This window comes from Streptomyces sp. NBC_01351 (assembly GCF_036237315.1).
Taxonomy (GTDB): Bacteria; Actinomycetota; Actinomycetes; order Streptomycetales; family Streptomycetaceae; genus Streptomyces.
Genome location: NZ_CP108356.1, coordinates 5010858 through 5034044, shown reverse-complemented (window position 1 = coordinate 5034044; position 23187 = coordinate 5010858). Strand labels below are relative to the sequence as shown.

At 69.8% G+C, this 23187-nt stretch carries 21 protein-coding genes and 1 pseudogene; 8 read left to right on the top strand and 14 right to left on the bottom strand.

What is annotated here, in order from left to right:
* Window position 1: 1 nt before the first annotated feature.
* The gene (galU, locus tag OG625_RS23290; protein ID WP_329384457.1) at window positions 2-904 is read right to left on the bottom strand and encodes a UTP--glucose-1-phosphate uridylyltransferase GalU; all 903 of its coding nucleotides are present in this window, start codon (window positions 902-904) and stop codon (window positions 2-4) included.
* A 94-nt stretch (window positions 905-998) separates the two neighbouring features.
* On the opposite strand from galU, the gene OG625_RS23285 reads away from it, so the two are divergent.
* Window positions 999-1610: a 5-formyltetrahydrofolate cyclo-ligase gene (locus tag OG625_RS23285; RefSeq protein WP_443067752.1), complete on the top strand. Its 612-nt coding sequence runs from the start codon at window positions 999-1001 to the stop codon at window positions 1608-1610.
* A gap of 9 nt (window positions 1611-1619) precedes the next feature.
* On the opposite strand, the gene OG625_RS23280 is transcribed toward OG625_RS23285, so the two are convergent.
* A complete protein-coding gene (locus OG625_RS23280; RefSeq protein WP_329384450.1) occupies window positions 1620-4478 on the bottom strand; it encodes a penicillin acylase family protein in 2859 nt (952 codons plus the stop codon).
* Window positions 4479-4748: 270 nt separating this feature from the next.
* Between OG625_RS23280 and OG625_RS23275 the strand changes: the two genes are divergently transcribed.
* From OG625_RS23275 to mscL, 6 genes are all read left to right on the top strand, one after another.
* Complete coding sequence (locus OG625_RS23275; protein WP_329384447.1) at window positions 4749-6233, top strand: potassium/proton antiporter; 1485 nt, start codon at window positions 4749-4751, stop codon at window positions 6231-6233.
* Window positions 6234-6599: 366 nt separating this feature from the next.
* On the top strand, window positions 6600-7931 hold the full coding sequence (locus OG625_RS23270; RefSeq protein ID WP_329384444.1) for an MFS transporter: 1332 nt from the start codon (window positions 6600-6602) through the stop codon (window positions 7929-7931).
* A 67-nt stretch (window positions 7932-7998) separates the two neighbouring features.
* Complete coding sequence (locus OG625_RS23265) at window positions 7999-8313, top strand: FmdB family zinc ribbon protein (RefSeq protein ID WP_329384442.1); 315 nt, start codon at window positions 7999-8001, stop codon at window positions 8311-8313.
* 123 nt (window positions 8314-8436) lie between these two features.
* Complete coding sequence (locus tag OG625_RS23260; protein WP_329384439.1) at window positions 8437-9270, top strand: S-methyl-5'-thioadenosine phosphorylase; 834 nt, start codon at window positions 8437-8439, stop codon at window positions 9268-9270.
* A 163-nt stretch (window positions 9271-9433) separates the two neighbouring features.
* The gene (locus OG625_RS23255) at window positions 9434-9952 is read left to right on the top strand and encodes a hypothetical protein (RefSeq protein WP_329384435.1); all 519 of its coding nucleotides are present in this window, start codon (window positions 9434-9436) and stop codon (window positions 9950-9952) included.
* Between the two features lie 123 nt (window positions 9953-10075).
* Window positions 10076-10573: a large conductance mechanosensitive channel protein MscL gene (gene mscL / locus OG625_RS23250; RefSeq protein ID WP_329384433.1), complete on the top strand. Its 498-nt coding sequence runs from the start codon at window positions 10076-10078 to the stop codon at window positions 10571-10573.
* A 13-nt stretch (window positions 10574-10586) separates the two neighbouring features.
* Here the strand turns inward: mscL and OG625_RS23245 are convergent, their stop codons facing one another.
* The 12 genes and pseudogenes from OG625_RS23245 to OG625_RS23190 form a co-directional block, all read right to left on the bottom strand.
* Window positions 10587-10793 carry a hypothetical protein gene (locus tag OG625_RS23245; RefSeq protein WP_329384429.1) on the bottom strand — a complete coding sequence of 69 codons (207 nt, stop codon included), beginning with the start codon at window positions 10791-10793 and terminating at the stop codon, window positions 10587-10589.
* A gap of 37 nt (window positions 10794-10830) precedes the next feature.
* On the bottom strand, window positions 10831-11511 hold the full coding sequence (locus tag OG625_RS23240; protein ID WP_329384427.1) for an MFS transporter: 681 nt from the start codon (window positions 11509-11511) through the stop codon (window positions 10831-10833).
* 82 nt (window positions 11512-11593) lie between these two features.
* Window positions 11594-11968: pseudogene (locus OG625_RS23235) on the bottom strand (MFS transporter); the annotation flags it as partial.
* A 167-nt stretch (window positions 11969-12135) separates the two neighbouring features.
* Window positions 12136-12504 (bottom strand): hypothetical protein, encoded by a 369-nt coding sequence (locus tag OG625_RS23230; RefSeq protein WP_329384424.1) that lies wholly within the window; start codon window positions 12502-12504, stop codon window positions 12136-12138.
* Complete coding sequence (locus OG625_RS23225) at window positions 12501-13172, bottom strand: QcrA and Rieske domain-containing protein (protein WP_329384421.1); 672 nt, start codon at window positions 13170-13172, stop codon at window positions 12501-12503. The genes OG625_RS23230 and OG625_RS23225 overlap by 4 nt, the downstream gene beginning before the upstream one ends.
* Window positions 13169-13825 (bottom strand): 4Fe-4S dicluster domain-containing protein, encoded by a 657-nt coding sequence (locus tag OG625_RS23220; protein WP_329384418.1) that lies wholly within the window; start codon window positions 13823-13825, stop codon window positions 13169-13171. The genes OG625_RS23225 and OG625_RS23220 overlap by 4 nt, the downstream gene beginning before the upstream one ends.
* Before the next feature lie 6 nt (window positions 13826-13831).
* On the bottom strand, window positions 13832-16150 hold the full coding sequence (locus OG625_RS23215; RefSeq protein ID WP_329384416.1) for a molybdopterin oxidoreductase family protein: 2319 nt from the start codon (window positions 16148-16150) through the stop codon (window positions 13832-13834).
* Window positions 16147-17244 carry an MFS transporter gene (locus OG625_RS23210; RefSeq protein ID WP_443067751.1) on the bottom strand — a complete coding sequence of 366 codons (1098 nt, stop codon included), beginning with the start codon at window positions 17242-17244 and terminating at the stop codon, window positions 16147-16149. The genes OG625_RS23215 and OG625_RS23210 overlap by 4 nt, the downstream gene beginning before the upstream one ends.
* Window positions 17245-17311: 67 nt before the next feature.
* Complete coding sequence (pflA, locus tag OG625_RS23205) at window positions 17312-18139, bottom strand: pyruvate formate-lyase-activating protein (protein WP_329384413.1); 828 nt, start codon at window positions 18137-18139, stop codon at window positions 17312-17314.
* 119 nt (window positions 18140-18258) lie between these two features.
* Window positions 18259-20529, bottom strand: coding sequence for a formate C-acetyltransferase (gene pflB, locus OG625_RS23200; protein WP_329384410.1), 2271 nt, complete (start codon window positions 20527-20529; stop codon window positions 18259-18261).
* 354 nt (window positions 20530-20883) lie between these two features.
* The gene (locus OG625_RS23195) at window positions 20884-22293 is read right to left on the bottom strand and encodes a NarK family nitrate/nitrite MFS transporter (RefSeq protein ID WP_329384408.1); all 1410 of its coding nucleotides are present in this window, start codon (window positions 22291-22293) and stop codon (window positions 20884-20886) included.
* Window positions 22294-22425: 132 nt separating this feature from the next.
* The gene (locus OG625_RS23190; protein ID WP_329384401.1) at window positions 22426-22803 is read right to left on the bottom strand and encodes a nitrite reductase (NAD(P)H) small subunit; all 378 of its coding nucleotides are present in this window, start codon (window positions 22801-22803) and stop codon (window positions 22426-22428) included.
* A gap of 121 nt (window positions 22804-22924) precedes the next feature.
* Here OG625_RS23190 and OG625_RS23185 point away from each other — a divergent pair, with 121 nt between their 5' ends.
* On the top strand, window positions 22925-23140 hold the full coding sequence (locus tag OG625_RS23185) for a CbiX/SirB N-terminal domain-containing protein (RefSeq protein WP_329384398.1): 216 nt from the start codon (window positions 22925-22927) through the stop codon (window positions 23138-23140).
* Window positions 23141-23187 lie beyond the last annotated feature (47 nt).

Sequence of the window (23187 nt, the reverse complement as noted above, 5' to 3'; positions counted from 1 at the left end):
GCTACATCTCCTCCGTGACGTAACGGTGAAGCCAGGTGCGGAACTCGGGGCCCAGGTCCTCGCGCTCGCACGCGAGGCGGACGATGGCCCGCAGGTAGTCGCCGCGGTCCCCGGTGTCGTAGCGACGACCCCGGAAGACCACGCCGTGCACCGGACCGCCGATGGTCTCGTCGGCGGCCAGCTTCTGCAGGGCGTCGGTGAGCTGGATCTCCCCACCGCGGCCCGGCTCGGTCTCCCGCAGTATGTCGAAGATCGCGGGGTTGAGGACGTAGCGTCCGATGACCGCGTAATTGCTGGGGGCGTCGGCCGGGTCCGGCTTCTCGACGAGCCCGGTGATCCGGACCACGTCCTCCTCGTCGGTGGCCTCGATGGCGGCGCAGCCGTAGAGGTGCACGTTGGCCGGGTCCACCTCCATGAGCGCGATGACGGTGCCGCCCGTGCGGGCGTAGATGTCGGCCATCTGACGCAGGAGGGGGTCGCGCGGGTCGATGAGGTCGTCGCCGAGGAGGACGGCGAAGGGCTCGCGGCCGACGTGCGGCTCGGCGCACAGCACGGCGTGGCCGAGGCCCCGCGGGTCGCCCTGGCGGACGTAGTGCATGGTGGCCAGGTCGCTGGACTCCTGGACCTTCTTCAGCCGGTCGTCGTCGCCCTTGGCGATGAGGGCCGACTCCAGCTCGTAGTTCCGGTCGAAGTGGTCTTCCAGGGCACGCTTGTTACGCCCAGTGATCATCAGGACGTCGTCGAGGCCGGCGCCGACAGCCTCCTCGACCACGTACTGGATGGCCGGCTTGTCCACAACCGGGAGCATTTCCTTCGGGGTCGCCTTGGTCGCCGGAAGGAAGCGAGTACCGAGGCCCGCGGCCGGGATCACGGCCTTCTTGATCACGGGGTGCAACATAGTCATGGCCAGAACGATAGTGGGTCCCGCAGAAGGCTTGACGAGTACGCGGTAAGAAGATCCGGTTATGTCCCCATTCCCAAGGAAATTCGCTTTCGCTGTGAATGAGAACCCGCACGCCTCCCCGACCAAGGCAGAACTGCGCCGAGAACTCCTCGCCGCCCGCCGCGCCTTGTCCCCCGACGACTCCCGTACGGCGGCCCGCGCACTCGCCGTCCGGGCCCTTGAACTGCCCGAACTGGCCGGCGCGCGCACGGTGGCCGCGTACGTCTCCGTCGGCGCGGAACCGGGCACCCGCGAGCTCCTCGACGCGCTGCGCGCGGCCGGCAAGCGGGTGCTGCTGCCCCTGCTGCTGCCGGACAACGATCTCGACTGGGCGTCCTACGAGGGCCCGGCGAGCCTCGCCGAGGCCGCGCACCCCGGGAAGATGCGGCTGCTGGAGCCGACCGGCCCGGCGCTCGGGCCGGACGCGGTGACCGGCGCCGACGCCGTACTGCTGCCGGGGCTCGCGGTGGACGGGCGCGGGATGCGGCTCGGCCGCGGCGGAGGCTCGTACGACCGGGTGCTGGAGCGGCTGGACCGCGCGGGGGCGCATCCCGCGCTGGTGGTGCTCCTCTACGACGACGAGGTGGTCGCCCGGGTCCCGGAGGAACCGCACGACCACCCCGTGCAGGCGGTGGCCACCCCTTCCGGGGTGCTCCGCTTCGTCTGATGTGAGGCGCTAGGGCTTCAGGGTCAGGGTGTCGACCGTCGCCTTGTCCACGGCCTCCTTGCCGAAGGGCCACTCCAGCAGCTCGCCCTTGGCCCACATCGTCGTCTGGTCGGTGTAGTTGGAGTGGTACGTGTGCCCCGAGGCGCCCGTCAGGTTGATCCAGCGGGACTTGTCGAGGTCGTTGAGGTTCACGACCATCCGCATCGACGGCACCCAGGTGACCCCGTACCCGCCGGCGGCGTTCCAGCCGGTCGCGTTGACGGTGGCCTCGCCGCCGCCCACGTTCCAGGGGCCGCGGTTGAGGAGCCACTGCATGAAGCCGGGGCCCTCGGTGCCGATCGTCTGGTTCTTCAGGGTCAGCTGGTGCAGCCGGCCCCAGCTCCAGGTGGACTGGTCCTTGCCGAGCTTGGCGGTCAGCTCCCAGCGGGCGTCCTCCATGGCCCGCGCGAACAACTCGTCGCGGGTGGTGGTCGCCGGGACGGTCAGGTTCTTCTTGGGCGCGGCCCACCAGGGCGACTTCTCGTCCTTGACCAGGCGGCGGACCACCTCGAACCAGCGGTCGCCGCCGTCCGGCTGCGCCGAGTCGCTGTCGCGCATGCCGCATTCGCGGACCACTTCGGCCAGGTCGTCGTTGGGACCGCTGGTCTGGTCGTGGACGTTCATGCAGCTGCCCTCGATGCGCAGCTCCTTCGGCATCTTGTCGCCGAAGGCCAGCTTGAGGATGTTGCGCCAGACCGCGTTGAAGTAGGCCGCCGCCGCCGAGTCGGGCTCCTGGGTGTAGTTCCAGCCCTCCAGCAGCTTCTGGGCGGAGCGCACGTCCGGGTCCTTGACGTCGATCTTGGCGAGCATCGGGGTCAGCAGCGCGGCGATCTCGCTGCTGTTGTCCATCTGCATGGCGCGCATGTCGTCGGTCGAGATCTTGCCGCTGTCCTTGATCTTCGCCTCGATGAGGTCGTTGATCCGCTGGCTGCGGGCGCCGTAGCCCCAGTCGGTGGTCAGCAGGCCCGGGTACTTGCCGGCGCCTGTGCCGCCCTCGACGACCGCCTGGTTGGCGGTGACGATGAAGCCGCGCGAGGGGTTGTGGTCCCAGGGCAGCTCGTTCTGCGGGATGTAGCCGGCGTTGCCGTCCTTGCCGCCCTTCCAGGCGTACTTGGAGTCCCAGCCGGGGGCGGGCATCCGGCCGTCGCCCGCGCCGCGCACGGGGATGCGGCCCGGGGCCTGGTAGCCGATGTTGCCGTTGAGGCCCTTGTTGTCGGCGTAGATCAGGTTCTGGGAGGGGACCTCGAAGTCGGCGGCCGCCTTGCGGAAGTCCTCGAAGGTCTTGGCCTTGTCCAGCTTGAAGACCGCGTCCATGGACTTGCCCGGGTCCAGGGCGGTCCAGCGCAGGGCCACGGCGTAGCCGGGGCCGCGGTCGGGGGCCGAGGACGCGACGGGGGCGCGGGCTCCGACCGTGCCGAGCTCGTCGCTGCGGTCGGAGATCAGCGGGCCGTTGTTGGTGGTGCGGACGGTGATCTTCTTGCTCTTCGCGCCCGCGATCTTGATCTCTTCTTCGCGGGTGGCGAAGGGGAGCACCCTGTTGTCGTAGACGTAGCCCTCGGGCTTGACCTGCTCCAGGTAGAGGTCGGTCACGTCGGCGCCGAGGTTGGTCATGCCCCAGGCGATGTCGGTGTTGTGGCCGATGACCACGCCGGGCATGCCGGAGAAGGTGTAGCCGGCCACGTCGTACTGGCACTGGGCCGAGACGGTGCGGCAGTGCAGGCCCATCTGGTACCAGACCGAGGGCAGCTGCGGGGAGAGGTGCGGGTCGTTCGCGAGCAGCGGCTTGCCGGTGGTCGTGTACTTGCCCGAGACGACCCAGGAGTTCGAGCCGATGCCGCTGCCGTTGGGGCCGAGGATCGCGGGGATCTGGTCCAGGGTCTCGGCGAGGGCTGCCATCTGGGTCTGCAGGCCGACGGTCGCGCCCTGGGCGGTGGCGTTGTCGGCGAGGCCGGTGCGCGAAGCGGAGCTCCCGTTCGCGCCGGAGCCGGTGCCGGTGCCCGTACCGGTGCCGCTACCCGTGCCGGAGCCCGTCGAGCCGGTGCCGGTTCCGGTGCCGCCGGTGGTGCCCTGCGGCGCGTACTTGCCGCCCTCCACCTTGCCGCCCTCGACGACCGGCCGGTTCCGGTCGAAGGGGTACGGCGGGTACAGCTCGTCGATCTGCGCCTGCGAGAGCGTGCTCGACATCAGCGCGCGGTCGATCTCGTCCTGCATGTTGCCGCGCAGGTCCCAGGCCATCGCCTTGAGCCAGGCCACCGAGTCCACCGGCGACCACTGCTCGGGCTGGTAGTCGTCGCTGAGCTTGAGGGCGGCGTGCTCGACGGAGAGGTCCTTGCCGGACTTCCCCTTCAGGTACGCGTTGACCCCGTCGGCGTAGGACCGGAGGTTCTTCTTGGTCTCTTCCGAGAGCTTCTTCTCGTACTCGACCTCGGCGACCTGGCGCCAGCCCAGCGTGCGCAGGAAGGCGTCGGTCTCGACCTGGCCGGATCCGAACATCTCCGAGAGCCGCCCGGAGGTCATGTGGCGGCGTACGTCCATCTCCCAGAACCGGTCCTGGGCGTGGACGAAGCCCTGCGCGCGGAAGAGGTCCTCGTCGTTGTCGGCGTAGAGCTGGGGGATGCCGTGGGCATCGCGCTTGACGTCGACGGTCCCGGTCAGGCCGGGAACCCGGAGGGAGCCGGTCGTCTGGGGGAACGAGGCGCGCACGCTGTCCACACCCCAGTACGCCCCGTAGCCGAGGCCCGCGAAGAGCGCCAGGACCAGGACGAGCACGATCAGACGGGCTCGTCGTCCCTTCTTCTTGACGGGAGGAGCGGTTTCGTTGGCGGGCATCGCTGTCCTTAGAGGGGCAGGGTGGTCCTGGGAGTGCTGGGAGCAACCATAGGCGCAGCACCGGCTCCGATGATCCGCCAGGGGTCCAGGTGCTGAGGACAGGGGCGAACACGCGTTTCACAATGTGGTTATCGCGTAAAGGGAGCGTCAAAGATTAGGTAAGGTAACGAACTACTTGCCGAACCTGTCGCCTGGAGGAGCGCCCCACCCGCTCCCCCGCGCGCTTTGAGGAAGGGTCGACCGCTGACTGTCCACACGCTCAATGAGCTGATGCTGGTCTGCTCGCTCGTGCTGCTCGTCGCCGTCGCGGCGGTACGCATCTCTTCACGCAGCGGCCTCCCCAGCCTGCTCATCTACCTCGGCATAGGCATCGCGATAGGCCAGGACGGCATCGGCAACGTCGTATTCGACAACGCCGAGCTGACCCAGGTCATCGGATATGCCGCACTCGTCGTGATCCTCGCCGAGGGTGGTCTGGGCACCAAGTGGAAAGAGATCAAACCGGCCCTCCCGGCCGCGATCGTGCTGTCGCTGGTCGGCGTCGCGGTCAGCGTCGGCGTCACGGCCGCGGGCGCGCACTACCTCGTCGGCCTGGAATGGCGCCAGGCCCTGCTGATCGGCGCGGTCGTCTCCTCGACCGACGCCGCGGCCGTCTTCTCCGTACTGCGCAAGGTCCCGCTCCCCTCCCGGATCACGGGCGTGCTGGAAGCGGAGTCCGGTTTCAACGACGCCCCCGTCGTGATCCTGGTCGTGGCCTTCGCGACCGTCGGACCGGTGGACCAGTGGTACGTCCTGATCGGCAAGATCGCCCTGGAGCTGGCGATCGGCGTCGCGATCGGCCTGACGGTGGGCTTCCTCGGCGCCTACGGCCTGCGGCACGTGGCCCTGCCCGCGTCGGGCCTCTACCCGATCGCCGTGATGGCCATCGCGATCACGGCGTACGCGGCCGGCGCGATGGCGCACGGCTCCGGCTTCCTCGCCGTCTACCTGGCGGCGATGGTGCTCGGCAACGCGAAGCTGCCGCACTGGCCGGCGACGCGGGGGTTCGCGGACGGGCTCGGCTGGATCGCCCAGATCGGCATGTTCGTGCTGCTCGGCCTGCTGGTCACCCCGCACGAGCTGGTCCACGACTTCTGGCCCGCCGTGGTCATCGGCCTGGTGCTCACGATGGTGGCGCGGCCGCTGGAGGTCTTCGTCAGCCTGCTGCCCTTCCGGATCCCGTGGCGGGAGCAGGCCCTGATGTCGTGGGCCGGCCTGCGCGGAGCGGTCCCCATCATCCTGGCGACCATTCCGATGGTGTCCGGGATCGAGGGCAGCGACCGCGTCTTCAACATCGTCTTCGTGCTGGTCGTCGTCTACACCCTGGTGCAGGGGCCGACCCTGCCCTGGCTGGCGCGCAAGCTGCGGCTCGGGGACACCGACGAGGGCGCGGCCGACCTCGGCATCGAGTCGGCCCCGCTGGAGAAGCTGCGCGGACACCTGCTGTCCTTCGCGATCCCGCCGGCCTCGCGGATGCACGGCGTGGAGGTGAGCGAGCTGCGACTGCCGGCCGGAGCCTCGGTCACCCTCGTGGTCCGGGACGCGAAGAGCTTCGTACCGGCGCCGTCGACCGTGCTGCGGCGCGGGGACGAGCTGCTGGTCGTGGCCACGGATCCGGTACGGGACGCCGCCGAGGCGCGGCTGCGGGCGGTGGCCCGGGGCGGCAAGCTGGCGGGATGGCTGGGGACGGGGAACGGGCGCGGGAACCATCATTAGAGCGGCGCTCTAATTCAGCATTTTCGATGGATTCTGTCCGGATTCGGGCCGGTTTATTCGCTTCCTGAATGCGAAGTTCCAGTTAATCGCAGGTGAAGACGCGCCTTGTCGCCGTAATCACAGGGCGTGGTAGCGCTCCCCCCTGTATGATGAAGGCACAACAAATCGAACCAACTCTGCCTGACGCAGAGCTGGCGCGACCGCAAAGCGGCCGTGGCACCCTCCCGCAGTGGGCGCCCAGGTATCACTCGGTTCTGCGCAAGAGGACAGCTCTCGGGGCTCCCACATGTACGGGTGCGACCGCTCACAAGGCGAAGCATCGTCCGCAGACGGGGACGCTCTACCAGGCAGCGGAAAGGCAAGGCCGTGACATCCGCGGTCACGACCGACAAGTCCGCCCGCCCCGGCTACGGGCAGCTCCTGCGCACGCCCGGCGCCCTCGGCTTCATTCTCCCCGGCTTCGCCGCCCGGCAGCCCTTCGCCATGCTGACGGTCAGCATCGTCCTGCTCGTCCAGCACACCACCGGTTCCTTCGGCAGCGCCGGCATCGTCGCCGCCGTCACCGGTGTCTCCATGGCCGTCTTCGCCCCGCAGATGGGCAAGCTGGTCGACCGGATCGGCCAGAGCCGCGTCCTGGTGCCGGTCGTCCTCGCGCACGCCGCCGCCGTCGGCGTCCTGACCACGCTGGCCCTGCTCGGCTCTCCGCTGTGGGCGCTCGCGCTGGCGGCGATCCCCGCCGGTGCCACCGTCCCGCAGGTCGGGCCGATGGTCCGGTCCCGCTGGGCCGCCAAGCTGGAGGGCTCGCCGCTGCTGTCGACCGCGGCCGCCTTCGAGTCCGTCACCGACGAGTTCACCTTCGTGGTGGGCCCGGTGCTGGCCACCTTCCTGTGCACCGCGATCCACCCGTCGGCCGGCCTCATCACCGAGGCCACGCTGACGATCGTCGGCGGTCTGCTCTTCGCCGCCCAGCGCGGCACCCAGCCGAAGCCGGTCCCCCGCGCGGCGAACGGTGAGAAGCACGCTCCCGCCCTGTCCTTCCCGGGCCTGCGCGTCCTGATCGTCGCCTTCATCGGCATCGGCGCCGTCTTCGGCGGCATGCTGGTCTCGCTCGCCGCCTTCTCCGAGGAGATCGGCAACCCGGGCGCCAACGGCCTCCTGTACGGGATCTTCGCGGCCGGCAACATGATCGCCGGCATCGCCATGGGCGCCATCGCCTGGAAGATCGGCCCGCGCCGTCGCCTGATGCTCGGCTACATCGGCCTCACCGCGACCGCCTCGGTCCTGTGGGCCGCGGACTCGGCGATCCTGCTGGGCGCGCTCGGCCTGGTCGTCGGCCTGTGCATCGCCCCGGCACTGATCACCGGCTACACCATGATCGAGCAGCTGGTCCCCGCCGCCTCCCGCACCGAGGCCTTCGCCTGGCTCACCGGAGCGGTCGCCTTCGGGCAGGCCGGCGCCGTGACCCTGGCCGGCCGCCTGGCGGACGCGCACGGGTCCTCGTACGGATTCCTGGTGCCCATGGCGGCCACCGCGCTCGCGCTGCTCACGCTGCTGGTGCTGCGCGGGAAGCTGGCGCCGAAGGCCCCCAGCCGGATCGTGAACTCGTCCACTCCGGCCTCCTCGGCCGCCCCGAAGGCGGTCCGGAACACGGTGAACGAGCGTGGGATGGGTCACCGCGTGCCGGTGACGGTGGACTGATCGGCCGGAATACGTCACCATGGACCGTCGTTAGCACTCATTGAGTCAGAGTGCCAGGAGGAAATTCGTGCCGACCTACCAGTACCAGTGCACCGAGTGTGGTGAGGGCCTTGAGGCCGTGCAGAAGTTCACCGATGACGCACTGACCGTGTGCCCGAGCTGCGACGGACGCCTGAAGAAGGTGTTCTCCGCGGTCGGCATCGTCTTCAAGGGCTCCGGTTTCTACCGGAACGACAGCCGTGGCGCCTCGTCGAGCAGCACCCCTGCCTCGAAGCCTGCTTCGTCGACGTCCACGACGTCCACCGCTGCCGCCCCCGCCGCTTCGTCCTCCTCGACGTCGTCGAGCTCGGGCAGCAGCGCCGGCTCCACCTCGGCGGCCTGAGCCGTCCGATCGCCTTTCCCGAGGCCCCGCAGCCCTTACCAGGGCGGCGGGGCCTCCGGCATGCCCCGGTGGGGCCCGGGTGAAGCCCGCTCGGCCCCGACGGTCCCCGTTAGGGTGGTCGTCATGGCGAACGCAGAGATCGGTGTCATCGGCGGCTCGGGCTTCTACTCCTTCCTGGAGGACGTCTCCGAGATACAGGTGGACACCCCGTACGGGCCCCCGAGCGACTCCCTCTACGTCGGTGAGCTGGCGGGCCGCAGCGTGGCCTTCCTTCCGCGGCACGGGCGCACCCACACCGTCCCGCCGCACAAGATCAACTACCGGGCCAACCTGTGGGCCCTGCGCTCGGTCGGCGTCCGCCAGGTGCTCGGCCCCTGCGCCGTCGGCGGCCTGCGCCCCGAATACGGACCGGGCACGCTCCTCGTACCGGACCAGCTGGTCGACCGTACGAAGTCCCGCGCGCAGACCTTCTTCGACGGGGAGCCGCTGCCCGACGGCAGCGTCCCGAACGTCGTGCACACCACCTTCGCCGACCCGTACTGCCCGGTGGGCCGGGCCGTGGCGCTCGCGTCGGCCCGGGAACAGGGCTGGGACGCGGTGGACGGCGGCACCATGGTCGTCATCGAGGGCCCCCGCTTCTCCACGCGCGCCGAGTCGCGCTGGCATGCGGCGGCGGGGTGGTCGGTGGTCGGCATGACGGGCCACCCGGAGGCGATCCTGGCCCGTGAGCTGGGGCTCTGCTACACCTCGATGGCCCTGGTCACCGACCTGGACGCGGGCGCCGAGACGGGTGAGGGCGTGTCCCACACCGAGGTCCTGAAGGTGTTCGGCGAGAACGTGGGCCGCCTGCGCAAGGTCCTCTTCGACGCGGTGGCCGCCCTCCCGCCGACGGAGACCCGCGACTGTCTGTGCACCCACGCCCACGACGGCTGGGACCTGGGCATCGAGCTTCCCTAGCCCTCGAAAACCGGTGGATCCGTCCTCGTGTGGGTGACGGGATTGTCCACAAGCCGGGGGCCGTCCACAGGTCGGCGCGGGATTCCGCGGGAGGCCTGATCGTGGGATGTGTCCGGGCGTCGGGTCCGGACACGACGACCCACTCGGCTTGGCGGTGTTCCTCATGTCCCGTACTTCTTCGACCACTTCAGCAGTTGCCACCTCCACATGTCCCCCCGGGCACACGGTCCCGCCGTTCGCCCCGCTTCGCGTGGGGCGGGGCGGGGACCGGCTGCGCAGGGTCCTGCGGCGTCGGCGGCGGGCCGCCGCGGCCGGGCTGGCCGTCGCGGCCGCGGCCCTGGCGGTGGGCGGGACGGAGGCACAGGCCTCACGGGGCGCCGCACCGGCGAAGGTGAAGGCGCCGCCGCCGGCGGCGGTGCGGATGGTGTCCGCCCCGGTGCGCATCGCGGACGCGGGCACGGTGCGGCTGCTGCGGCCCGGGGACCGGGTCGACGTGGTGGCGGCGGAGCGCGCGGGGCCGCCCAGGGTGGTGGCCGCAGGAGCTCGGGTTGCCGAAGTGCCGGAATCCGACCAGGGTGTTGGGGACGGTGGGGCGCTGGTGGTCCTGTCCGTGCCCCGGGACACCGCACGGGCTCTCGTGGGGGCGGGCTCCGTGGCCCGGCTGGCGGTGACGTTGTGTTGATTCGCACTGACGCTCAGCCAAGTCACCTCCAGGTGGCTGTCGATTGGACACGCCGGGCCTGGACTGCCGTAGCTTTCGGAACCGTTGACTCCGTGTTCGGCAGATGTGAAGAAAGGCTCAGTGGTGAGCGAGAAGAAGAAGGAGAGCATCCTGGCGGGCTTCAAGGCCTTCCTGATGCGCGGCAACGTGGTCGACCTGGCGGTCGCCGTGGTCATCGGCGCCGCGTTCACGAGCATCGTGAACTCGGTGGTCAAGGGCATCATCAGCCCGGTCATCGGCGCGATCGGCACGCAGAGCCTGGACGGCTACAAGACGTGCATCAAGAACCCGTGCGAGATCGGCCCGAACGGTCAGCCGACGGGTGTCGAGATCCTCTGGGGCTCGGTGCTGAACGCCGCGCTGACCTTCCTGATCACCGCGGCGGTCGTGTACTTCCTGATGGTCCTGCCGATGGCGAAGTACCTCGCCAAGGTGGAGCAGCGCCGCAAGGCCAAGGAAGGCGTCCAGGAGACCATGGAGATCACCGAGCTGGAGGTCCTCAAGGAGATCCGGGACCACCTGGTCGCCCAGCGCAGCGTCAACGGCGTCGACACGGCTCCGAGGTCGCGCGACGCCTTCTGACCGGTCAGCCGGTTCAGATGTGGTGCGGGGGCTTCTCGTCGAGGAAGCGGGCCAGGTCGGCCGTGCTTCCGCCGGCGGGCGGCCGCTCGCCCCAGCCCCGGTCGGTGTCGTCCGAGGACTGCTGGTCCAGGGGGTCGTCGAAGATCAGCTTCGGCTTCGGCCTGGGCTCCGGCCGCGCGGCGGGCTCGGGCTGCGGGTCGGGGGCGGCGGAGGTGCTCATGCCTCCAGGGTACGGCCGCCCCCGACGCTCGCCCCGATCAGCTGGGGGCTTCGGCGCCCTTGCGGGCGTAGAACCACCAGCACACCGCCAGGCACGTGGCGTAGAAGCCGATGAAGATCCACAGCGCGTTGGTGACGGCCATCGCCGCGAACATCGCGGGGATGAAGAAGAAGCCGTAGGCGGCGATGGCGGAGGAGAAGCCGGTGACGGCGCCCGCCTCCATCTCGGACTGCTTCAGCGCCGCCGCCTGCGCCTCCGGTCCCTTGCCCTCGGCCTCGCGCATGTGCTGGTCCCGGAAGATCACCGGGATCTGCCGGAAGGTCGAGCCGTTGCCGAGGCCGGAGAAGGCGAAGGCCACCAGGAAGCCGATGAAGAAGGGCCAGAAGTCGCCCTGGCCCCCCGCGTGGGGCAGCGCGAAGATCACCACGATCAGTTCCGCGGCCATCCCGACGAACGACAGAAGGGTGACCCTGGCGCCGCCCATCTTGTCGGAGAGCCAGCCGCCCGCCCAGCGCATGAGCGCGCCGACGAACGGGCCGATCCAGGCATAGGTGGTGGCCTGGTATCCCTGCGCCTCGAAGTTGTCCTTGATCAGCAGGGGCAGGCCGGCGGCGAAGCCGATGAAGGACCCGAAGGTGCCGACGTAGAGCCAGGTCATCAGCCAGTTGTGCTTGCGCTTGAAGATGATCTTCTGCTGGCTGAAGGGGGCCGCGGCCACCTGGGGCGCCCAGCACGGCGGCGGTGACCACCAGCGGGGCGACCAGCTGGACCGCGCTCACGCCGAGGTTGCCGAGGCCGCCGTTGAGGCCGTTGGCGCTGCCCTTCTCCCGCTTGGGGAAGAAGAAGCCGATGTTGGCCATGGAGGAGGCGAAGTTCGCGCCGCCGATGCCGCAGACGGCGGCGATCAGCGCCAGCTCCCAGTACGGGGTGCCCGTGTCCTGGAGGGCGAAGCCGAGCCACAGCATCGGCACGACGAGGATGAGCGTGCTGAAGGCGGTGAACTTCCGCTCGCCGAAGATCGGCCCGATGAAGGTGTACAGGATCCGGAACGTACCGCCGGTGATCCCGGGGATGGCCGTCAGCCAGAAAAGCTGCGACTTGGAGAAACCGAAGCCGACGTCGTTCAGCTTGACGACGGTCACCGACCAGACCTGCCAGACCACGAAGCCGAGCATCAGCGCGGGGATCGAGATCCAGAGGTTGCGCTGGGCGACCTTGCGCCCGGTGGACTGCCAGAAGCCGTCATCCTCGGGCCGCCAGTCACCGATGGTGGCACCGGGCTTGTAGCTCTCCGCGCGGTGCGAGCGAACCGTGGACGGGGTGGGCGTGGGTATCGACATGGTCAACGGTCCTTCGGGGCGAGGAGCCACAGTCCGATCACGACGAGGAAGGACAGGATCAGGAATCCCGCCCCCCACCAGGCCGTTGCGGTGTTGCCCTTCATCCACTCGTTGACGGTCACGGTCAGCGCCCAGAGCTGTCCGATGAGCACGGTGAGGGCCAGGGCCAGCCGGGCGTTGAGCTTCGAGGACCGCTCCGGCTCGTGTTCGGTGCCGGCTCCCGGGCCGGGGCCCGTGTTGCGGATCCGCGGGTCCCCGTAGCCGCTGGTGGAGCGGATCTGCGGATACCGCTCGCGCACCGGCCGGTTCAGCCGGGGCTGGGCACTGCCTGGGTGGTACTCGGGACGCGGAGGTGGCTGCGGGGCGCTCATGTGCTCCTCCTCTCGGTCGTGGCGGCGCGAGCCGCTCCGGGGCAGTTCAGCTGCTGGGCCATCTCGGGGCGGTTGTCGCCGAACTGGCGGCAGAGGGCGTCCTTGGCCGTCTCCCCCGACCGGGCGGTGGCGATGGCCCAGACGCTGCCGTCGGCCTGCTCGGTCAGGAAGATCCTGGGGAGCGGGCGCGGTGGCGGGCCCGCGGTGACCTCGCCGGTCCGGGCGTCGAAGACACCCTCGTGGCAGGGGCAGTACAGCTCCCCGTCGGCGCCCCGGTCCTCGCGCCACAGCACGGCGCAGGCGAGGTGGGTGCAGACGGCGGAGTAGCCCACGAGGGAGCCGTCCGCGAGCCGGACGGCGACGGCTCGGTCCTCTTCGCCGGGGAACCGGAAGGCCACGGACTGGCCTGGCGCCAGCTCGTCGGTGACCTTCTTGGCCTCGGGCAGCGTCTCGCTGTCGCCGTGCCGGTGCAGGATGCCGGCGGCGACGCCGACCCCGCCGATGGCCAGGCCGCCGGAGACGGTGGCGACGATCCGCAGGTAGTCGCGTCGGGTGGTGAGGGAGTCGGCGCTGATCCGGTCGCGCAACTGCGCGGCGGCGGCGTCCCCGTCCGAGTCCGGGTCCGGTCCGGGGGTGGAGGACGGAGGGGGCTGTTCGGTGAGGCTCATCGGACGTCCACTCCGCCCACCCGTCGCCCGCCGCCACCCTTATTCGACTGCGCTTCGCGCACGTCCACTCCATTGATCTCTACGACGGGCAGCCCGCCGGGGACGGGCCACTGGACCTTGTCGGCGGGGACGACCATCGCCACGCCGGTGCTGACCACGACGTCACCGAAGACGAAGGAGTCGGCGACCTGCACGCCGGGTCGCTCGGCCTGGAGCTCTTCGAGGGTTCCGTAGAAGAGGGCGCCGGTGGGGCAGACGGTGGCGCACATGGGGGCCAGGCCGTAGGCGGTGCGGTCGTAGCAGAGGTTGCACTTCATCTGCAGCTTCGCCTGGAGGTCGATCTTCGGGACGCCGAAGGGGCAGGCGTTGACGCAGTTGGCGCAGCCGATGCAGCGGGTGGTGTCGGCCTGCTGGACCACCCCGTCGGCGGTGACCAGGATCGCGTCGGCGGGGCAGACCTCGGCGCAGGGCGCGACCGGGTCCTCGCAGTGCATGCAGACGGTCGGGAGGGAGGCGACGGACATGCCGGGCTCGGTGTAGTCCAGGTGGATCATCGACTTGCCGCGGTGGGAGTCGCATTCGCGGCAGGCGGAGACACAGGCCTGGCAGCCGATGCAGCGACCCGGGTCGATGAAGATCGTGCGGCCCATCATGGCGGGTCAGCTCCTCTCGGCCGTGCCACGGCCCTGCGGGGACGTGGGCGGCAGGGGGTCGGTGCGGGAGAGCTGCGTCTCCGGGTACGCCTCGCGGCCGGGGGCCGTGGGCGGCGGCGGCACCTCGTCGACCCGTTCCCCGGCCTCGATGCGGGCGGCGCAGACCTTGTACTCGGGGATCTTCGAGCGGGGGTCGAGGGCGTCGATGGTCAGGGCGTTGGCGGCCGTCGGGACGGGCCAGTGGTACGGGATGAAGACGGTGTCCGGCCGGATGGCCTCGGTGACCAGGGCCGGGAAGACCTCGCTGCCGCGGCGGGTGACCACCCTGACCGGGTCGCCGTTGCGGAAGCCGTGCGAGGGGTGGACCTCCACCCAGGGGCGCGGGGTCTGCTCGACGAGGGCGCCCAGGCGGCGGGTCTGGTTGCCGGAGAGGAAGTGCGCGACGGTACGGCCGGTGGTGAGGGAGAGGGGGAACTCCTCGGTGTACGGGTCCATCGGCGGGTGCCATTCGACGACCTGCATGTGGACCTTCCCGTCGGGGTGGAAGGTCTTGCCGCCCTCGAACAGCCGGGGCGTGCCCGGGTGGTCGGTGGTGGGGCAGGGCCAGGCGATGCCGCCGGTCTCCTCCAGGCGTTCGTAGGTGATGCCGTAGTAGTCGTTGACCGTGCCGGCGGAGGCGATGCGGAGCTCCTCGAACACCTCGCGGGAGTCGGCGAAGTCGAACTTGTCGCCGACGCCGAGCCGTCTGGCGAGCTCGCACATCACCCAGGTGTCGGTGCGGACGCCGGCAGGCGGCTCCTGCGCCTTGTTGTGCTTGACGACGCGGGCCTCGGTGTTGGCCATGACGCCCTCGTCCTCGGCCCAGACGGTGACGGGGAAGACCACGTGCGCGTTGGTCGCGGTCTCGGAGAGGAAGAAGTCGAACTGTGCGTGGAATTCGAGGCTGTCGTAGCCCTTCTTGACCGTCCCGTAGTTGGGGAGCGAGACGAAGGGGTTGTTGCAGATGCCGATCAGGCCACGGATCTCCTGCCGCTGCATCTGCCAGACCATCTCCATCATGGAGGTGCCGGCGGGCGGGAGTTCGGACTCCTCGATGCCCCAGATCCGGCAGATCTGACGGCGGTGCTCCTCGTTCATGATGGAGCGGCCGCCGGGCAGCAGGTCGGACTTCTGGCCGTGCTCGCGGCCGCCCTGGCCGTTGCCCTGGCCGGTGATGGTGCCGTAGCCGGCACCTGGCTTGCCGAGGTTCCCGGTGGCCACACACAGGTTGATGATGGACAGGCAGTTCTCGACGCCCTGCGAGTGGTGCTCGACCCCGCGCGCGTGGAAGGCCATGGCCTTGGCGGCACGGCCGAACATCCCGGCCACCTGGACGATCTGTTCCTCGGGGACCCCGCAGATCGCGGCGGAGCGGGCGGGCGGATAGTCCTGGACGGTCTTCTTGACCTCGTCCCAGCCGGTGGTGTGGGCGGCGAGGTAGGCCTCGTCGGTCAGGCCCTCGGCGATGACCACGTGCAGGACGGCGTTGAAGAAGGCGGAGTCGGTGCCGGGCTTGAGGGCGACGTGGACGTCCGCGGTACGGGCGATGGCCGTCTCGCGCGGGTCGACGACGATCAGCGAGGCACCGCGGTCGCGGGCGCCCCACACGTACTGGGTCATCACGGGGAAGCACTCCCCCACGTTCGACCCGGCGATCAGCAGGCAGTCGGTGAGGAGGATGTCGGAGAAGGGGTTGGCGGCCCGGTCGATGCCGAAGGAGAGCTTGTTGGCGCCGGCGGCGCTGACCATGCACAGGCGGCCGTTGTAGTCGACGTGCCGGGTCTTGAGGGCGACCCGGCCGAACTTGCCGACCAGGTAGGTCTTCTCGGAGTAGAGGCTGGCGCCGCCGAGCAGCCCGAAGGAGTCGTTGCCGTGGGCGCCCTGGATGCGGCGGATCTCGGAGACGGTGAAGTCGAGGGCCTCCTCCCAGGAGGCCTCCTTGAACTCCTCGTCGCGGGAGCGGCGGAGCAGTGGGCTCGTCAGCCGGTCGGGGTGGTTGACCTGCTGGTAGGCGTTGATGCCCTTGGGGCACAGCCGCATCCGGTTGATGTCGTGGTTGCGGGGCTCGACGCCGAAGACCTTCCCGCCCTTGTCCACGCGCAGGTACATGCCGCACTGCACCCCGCAGAAACAGCAGTGGGTGGGGACGAGCGTCTCGCCGTTCTGGTCGGCGTGCCACTTGTCCGCGGGGATGCCACCCGCGTCGCGGAAGTTGCGGGTGCCGGGCGGCGCGATGGACGGGTCGATGGGCAGCGTGGCCCTCTGGGCGGGGTCCGTCGCGGTCACTTGAAACCCTTCTTGACGTGGTTCAGGTAGGCGCTGCCGCGCAGTGCCCGCTTGCAGCGCGGGCAGTATTCGACGAAGGCGTTGAAGTCGAGGTTCAGGTCCTGCATCGTGCCGCGCAGGTTCTCCACGTACGGGGTGGTGTCGATGGGCTCCCCGCAGCGCTTGCAGGCGAAGACCTGCTCGTCCTGGCGGGCCGTGTACTTGAACAGCTGCATGCCGACGGCGGCGGGGCGCTGGACGATGTGGAAGAACTTCCCGAACGGGATGTAGATGAGGGTGAACACCACCGACACCATGTGCAGGATGGCCAGGAACTCGTAGCCGCCGCCGTGCAGGAAGATCGACGAGAAGGTCAGCAGCAGCCCGGTCACGGAGATCACGATCAGGCAGATCAGCGGCAGCAGGTCGTAGGCGAAGCGCTGTCCGGTGATGGCTCCGCGGTCCTTCATCCGGCGCCACAGGAAGTACGAGGCGCCGGGGATGACGAGGACGGCGGCGACGTCCAGACCGTGGAACATGAGCCAGCCCAGGATGTTCAGCGAGTCGAAGCCGAGGACCTTGAAGCCCCAGATCCGCATCTCGTAGCCCGGTCCGGAGCCGCTGCCCGAGGTGAAGGTGAACCAGCCCCAGGTCAGGGGGAAGGTGATGAGCGCGGCCAGGATGCAGCCCCAGAAGATGAGCTGGTGGGCGGCCCAGCGGGCGCGCGAGCGGGCGCCGAGGAACTTCTGGAAGCCGAGGTAGGTGGCGATCATCTTCGGCAGTGCGGTGGGCGCCTTGCGGAAGTTCTCGGCGGAGAAGAAGCTGCCGAACCCCTTCTTGAAGAGGCGGCGCGCGCCGGGCGCGGAGACCCACACGGTGTACCGGTAGGCCACGCCGAAGGCCAGGAACACGGTGGCGACGGCGTAGGGCAGCAGCGCCGAGTCGAAGTCGCGCAGGAAGCGGCTGCCCAGCACGATCGCGGCGATGAGGAGCAGCGAGACGACGATGCCGGCCAGGGTGGCCCGTGCGGTGACGGGTTTCCCGGCCGGCGGTGGGTTCTGGGGCGCCTCGGGTGGTGGCGGGGCTTCGTCGAGGACTTCGGTGGGCTCGGACACAGCACCACGCTAAGTGGTCTGTACCGTTTCAGCCCGTTATGCCGTACTTACAATTAGGCCGTACGAGTTAGACGGCCTTCAGTCCCCGAGCGGCGAAGACCGCCTTGGCCTCGGCCACCTGCTCCGGCGTCGGCGACGGGGTGTCGTGCAGGGTGAAGTTCATGTCGAGGGCCTGCCACTTGCTCTCCCCAAGCTTGTGGAAGGGCAGCACGTCGACCCGCGAGACGTTGCCGAGGGTGCCGGCGAAGGCGGCGACGCCCTCGACGTTCTCGCGCGCGTCGGTGAGCCCGGGCACCAGCACGAACCGCAGGTGGACCTCCTTGCCCAGGTCCGCGAGGCGGCGGGCGAAGTCCAGGGTGGGCTCCAGTGGACGGCCGGTGACCTTCTTGTACGTCTCGCGGTCCCAGGACTTGATGTCGAGCAGGACCAGGTCCACGTCGCGCAGCAGCGCGTCGGTGGCGCGGGCGCCGAGGAAGCCCGAGGTGTCGAGGGCGGTGTGCAGGCCGAGGTCGTTCTTCATCCGGTGCAGCAGCTCGCCCGCGAAGACGGGCTGGAGCAGTGGCTCGCCGCCGGAGACGGTGGCGCCGCCGCCCGAGGCGGAGATGAACCGGGTGTACTTGCGGGCCTCGGCGATGACGTCGTCGGCCGAGGTGCGCTTGCCGTTGCGCATCCGCATGGTGTCGGGGTTGTGGCAGTACAGGCAGGTCAGCGGGCAGCCAGAGAGGAAGGTCACGAAGCGGGTGCCGGGGCCGTCCACGCCGGTGGACAGGTCCCAGGAGTGCACGGAACCCTCGCTGGGCCGCTGGGTCGCGGCGGCGGCCGGGGTCTGCCCGGCACTGACGGCGACGGCCGCGGCGGGGCCGACGGGGAGGCTCGTACCGAAGAGGACGGTCATGGCAGGTGCTCCAGAGGTGATCCGGTGTCCGATGGAGTCGCGCGGTCCCGGGGCCGGGGTGAGGGCCCGGCCCCGGGCCGCGCGGTCTGGACGGCCCGCGCCCTGCGCGCAGTGGGCGCTTAGAGCGAGCCGTGGAAGGTGCGGTTCAGCACGTCGAGCTGCTGGTCCCGCGTGAGGCGGACGAAGTTCACCGCGTAGCCGCTGACGCGGATGGTCAGCTGCGGGTAGTTCTCCGGGTGCTCCATGGCGTCCATGAGCGTGTCGCGGCCCAGCACGTTCACGTTCATGTGGAAGCCGTCGCCGGCCATGTAGCCGTCCAGCACGCCCGCCAGGTTCTTGATCCGCTCCTCGGGGGTGCGGCCCAGGCCGTCGGGGGTGACGGTGTTGGTCAGCGAGATGCCGTCCTCGGCGTCCTCGTAGGGGAGCTTGGCAACCGACAGCGCGGAGGTGACGTAGCCGTGGGTGTCGCGGCCGTTCATCGGGTTGGCGCCCGGGGAGAACGGCTCGCCGGCGCGGCGTCCGTCGGGGGTGTTGCCGGTCTTCTTGCCGTAGACCACGTTCGAGGTGATGGTCAGCACGGACTGGGTGTGCTCGGAGCCCCGGTACGTCGGGTGCTTGCGCACCTTCTTCATGAACTCCTCGACCAGCCACACGGCGATGTCGTCGACGCGGTCGTCGTTGTTGCCGTACGCCGGGTAGTCGCCCTCGATGCGGTAGTCGGTGACCAGCCCGGTCTCGTCGCGCACGGCGGTGACCTTGGCGTGCTTGATGGCGGACAGCGAGTCGGCGGCGACCGAGAGGCCGGCGATGCCGCAGGCCATGGTGCGGCGCACGTCGCGGTCGTGGAGGGCCATCTCGATGCGCTCGTAGGCGTACTTGTCGTGCATGTAGTGGATGACGTTCAGGGCGTGGACGTAGGTGGAGGCGAGCCATTCCATCTGCTCGTCGAACTTGGCCATGACCTCGTCGTAGTCCAGCACCTCGGCCGTGACGGCGCCGGTGGACGGGCCGACCTGGGCGCCCGACTTCTCGTCGCGGCCGCCGTTGATCGCGTAGAGGAGGGTCTTGGCGAGGTTCACGCGGGCGCCGAAGAACTGCATCTGCTTGCCGACCGGCATCGCCGAGACGCAGCACGCGATGGCGGTGTCGTCGCCGAAGCGCGGACGCATCAGCTCGTCGGACTCGTACTGCACCGAGGAGGTGTCGATCGAGACGCGGGCGCAGAACTCCTTGAAGCCCTGCGGCAGCTGCGGCGACCAGAAGACCGTCATGTTCGGCTCGGGGGCCGGGCCGAGGTTGTAGAGGGTCTGGAGGTAGCGGAACGAGGACTTGGTGACCAGCGGACGGCCGTCCTCGCCCATGCCGGCGATCGATTCGGTGACCCAGGTCGGGTCGCCGGAGAACAGCTCGTCGTACTCCGGGGTGCGCAGGAAGCGCACGATGCGGAGCTTGATGATGAAGTCGTCGACGAGCTCCTGGGCCTGCTCCTCGGTGAGGACGCCGGCCTCGATGTCGCGCTGGAGGTAGACGTCGACGAAGGTGGAGGTGCGGCCGAGCGACATGGCCGCGCCGTTCTGCTCCTTCACCGCGGCCAGGTAGGCGAAGTACAGCCACTGGATGGCCTCGCGGCCGTTGGTGGCCGGGCCGGAGATGTCGTGGCCGTAGGAGGCGGCCATCGCCTTGAGCTCGGCGAGGGCGCGGATCTGCTCGGAGAGCTCCTCGCGCAGGCGGATCGTCTCCTCCAGCGAACGGTTGCCGGCCGGGAGGGAGTTCAGCTCCTCCTTCTCCTCCTTCTTGAAGGAGATCAGGCGGTCGGCGCCGTAGAGGGCCACGCGGCGGTAGTCGCCGATGATGCGGCCGCGGCCGTAGGCGTCCGGCAGTCCGGTGACGATGCCGGCCTTGCGGGCGGCGCGGATGTCGGGGGTGTAGGCGTCGAAGACGCCGGCGTTGTGGGTCTTGCGGTACTCCGTGAAGACCTTCTCCAGCTCCTCGGAGACCGGGTAGCCGTAGGTCTCCAGGGCGCCGGCGACCATCCGCCAGCCGCCGTAGGGCATGATCGCGCGCTTGAGCGGGGCGTCCGTCTGGAGACCGACGATCAGGTCCTTGTCGCGGTCGATGTAGCCGGGGGCGTGCGCGGTGATCGTCGACGGGATGTCGTAGGCGACGTCGTAGACGCCCTTGTCGCGCTCCTCCGGGAACTTGTCCGTGATCGCCTTCCACACGGCGGTGGTGCGCTCGGTGGGGTCGGCGAGGAAGGTGTCGTCGCCCTCGTACGGCGTGTAGTTCTGCTGGATGAAGTCGCGGACGTCGATGGCGTCTCGCCACAGGCCGCCCTTGAAGCCCTCCCAGGCCTCGCCGTTCTTCGTGGTCTCCGCAGGAGTGGCAGTCATCGCCCGCACCTTCCCAGTCGCCTCATTGCTTGACTTGTATCCATTGCACGCCTTTTGATCGATCATTTGGGTCCGCGTTGGTCCTGAGCTGGAGCCCGAAGGTCCCGCCGCCTGCCACCCGGCGGGCACCGACACCGCCCTGACCTGCCATTTCACGGGGGCCGAAGGTCCGTCGCGCGCTTGTGAACGCTTTCACAAAAGGCGGGATCGGGTTCGAAGAGGCATCGCGACGACGCCTCAAACGCCGGCGGGCCGGGTTTCAGCCCCGCCGGCGTTTGAGGCGCTGGGGGTACCCCCAGCGGTAGCTGGGGGAGGGTCCGGGGGCTCCGCCCCCGGCAGACGGCCCGCAGGGGACTAGCTCGGGGCCTCCGCACCCTTGCGGGCGTAGAACCACCAGGCCACGACCACACAGGAGGCGTAGAAGCCCACGAAGCCCCACATCGCGCTCGTCACCGCGAAGTTGGCGAACATCGCCGGGATGAAGAAGAAGCCGTAGGCGGCGATGGCAGCGGTGAAACCCGTCACCGCGCCCGACTCGATCTCGGCCTGCTTGAGCGCGGCCACGTACTCCGGGGTCCCCTCCGTCAGGCCCTTCAGGTGCCGGCCCCGGAAGATGACCGGGATCTGGCGGAAGGTCGACCCGTTGCCGATGCCCGAGAAGAAGAAGGCCGACAGGAAGCAGAGGAAGAAGCCCTGGAAGGAGCCCTGGTCGGAACCGGCCGGGAGGAAGGTGATCACGCCGATGATCGACACCGCCATGCCCACGAACGACAGGATCGTCACCCGCGCGCCGCCCAGCTTGTCCGCGATCCAGCCGCCCGCCCAGCGGGCCAGCGCGCCCAGGGCCGGGCCCATCCAGGCGTAGGTGGCCACCGAGTACGCGGGGAAGGTGGTCTTGATGAGGAGCGGCAGGGCCGCCGCGAAGCCGATGAAGGAGCCGAACGTGCCGACGTAGAGCCAGGTCATCAGCCAGTTGTGCTTGCGCTTGAAGATGATCTTCTGCTGGCTGAAGGGGGTCGAGGCCACCTTCAGGTCGTTCTGGCCGAACCAGGCCACCACGGCGAGCACGATCAGCACGGGCACCCATACGAAGGCGGCGTTCTGGAGGTAGATCTCCGAGCCGTTCGCCTTCTTCTGGCCGGCGCCGATGGCGAGGACCGAGGACGTGATCAGGATCGGTGTGAGGAGCTGGACGACCGAGACGCCCAGGTTGCCCAGGCCGCCGTTGATGCCGGTCGCGTTGCCCTTCTCCTGCTTCGGGTAGAAGAAGCCGATGTTGGCGAGCGAGGAGGAGAAGTTCGCACCGCCGATGCCGCACAGCGCCGCGATCGCGATCATCATGCCGTACGAGGTCGACGTGTCCTGCACCGCGAAGCCCAGCCACAGCAGCGGCACGATCAGCACGACGGTGGACAGGGCCGTGAAGCGGCGCTGGCCGATCATCGGGCCGAGGAAGGTGTAGAAGATGCGGGCCGTCCCGCCGGTGATGCCGGGGACGGCGGTGAGCCAGAACAGCTGCGACTGGCTGAAGCCGAAGCCGACGTCCTTCAGGTTGGTCGCCGTGATGCTCCAGACCTGCCAGACCACGAAGGCCACCAGCAGGGCCGGCACCGCGATCCACAGGTTGCGGGTGGCGACCCTCTTCCCGGTGCTCCGCCAGAAGGACGGGTCCTCCGGCGTCCAGTCGGTGATGGTGCGGCCCGGACGGTACTGGGCCGCATCAGCGAGCTGCGGCCGTACCGCGTCCTTCGTGGCGGAACTCATGGTGTGTCCTCAAAGCTCGAGGGGTGTCCTTGCCTATCCAGGTTCCGTTTCCCCGGACGCCCCGCGGCAGAGGACAACGCACTGTGGGCGACGGGACAAAGTCCCGTCGCCCACAGTGCGTTGGTCGATACGTCAGTTCAGCGGGAGGGCGAGGACGGGGAGGGAGACCTCCGGGTCGTCCAGGCAGACACCGGTCCGCAGGTCGAAGACCTGCTTGTGCATCGGGGAGGCGACGACGGGAACCCCGTCGCGCGAGCCCATGATCCCGTCGGCGATGACCTCCGCGCCCGAGAAGGGGTCCGGGTTGCCGACCGCGTACACCTCGCCGGCCCGGTCCTTGAAGAGGGCCGCCTCGGTGCCGTCCTCCAGCACTGCGGTACGCCCGCGCCCCGGTTCGAGGGCGTCCCCGGCGGAGGTACCGAAGTCCACCGTGCCGAAGCGTTCCAGCGCGGCCGGGTCCTCCAGGACCGCCTGCCACTCGTCCTGGTAGGCGGCGACGTGCCGCTCCATCTGCGCCACCGAGGTCGGGGGTGAGGCTGCCCAGCACGTTCGCGACGACCGGCTTGCAGACGGCGCAGCCCTCGCCGCCCTCCTGGAGCGCGACCCCGACGCCGGCCCCGGCCGGATCCCGGTGGTCCCCGCGTACCTGACCTCGGCCGGGCCCACGGTGCCGGAGGCCCTGGCCGCCCTGCGGGCCGCCGGGCACCGCCGGATCGCGGTGGCCGCGCACCTGCTGGCCCCGGGACGGTTCACGCACGCGCCGGCGGGCTGCGGCGCGTGGACGGTGTCGCAGCCGCTGGCCGACCATCCGCGCCTGGCCCGGGTGGTCTTGGCACGCTGGGGGTAGCTCCCAGCAGTAGCTGGAGGAGAGTCCGGCCGGGGCACACGGGTGGT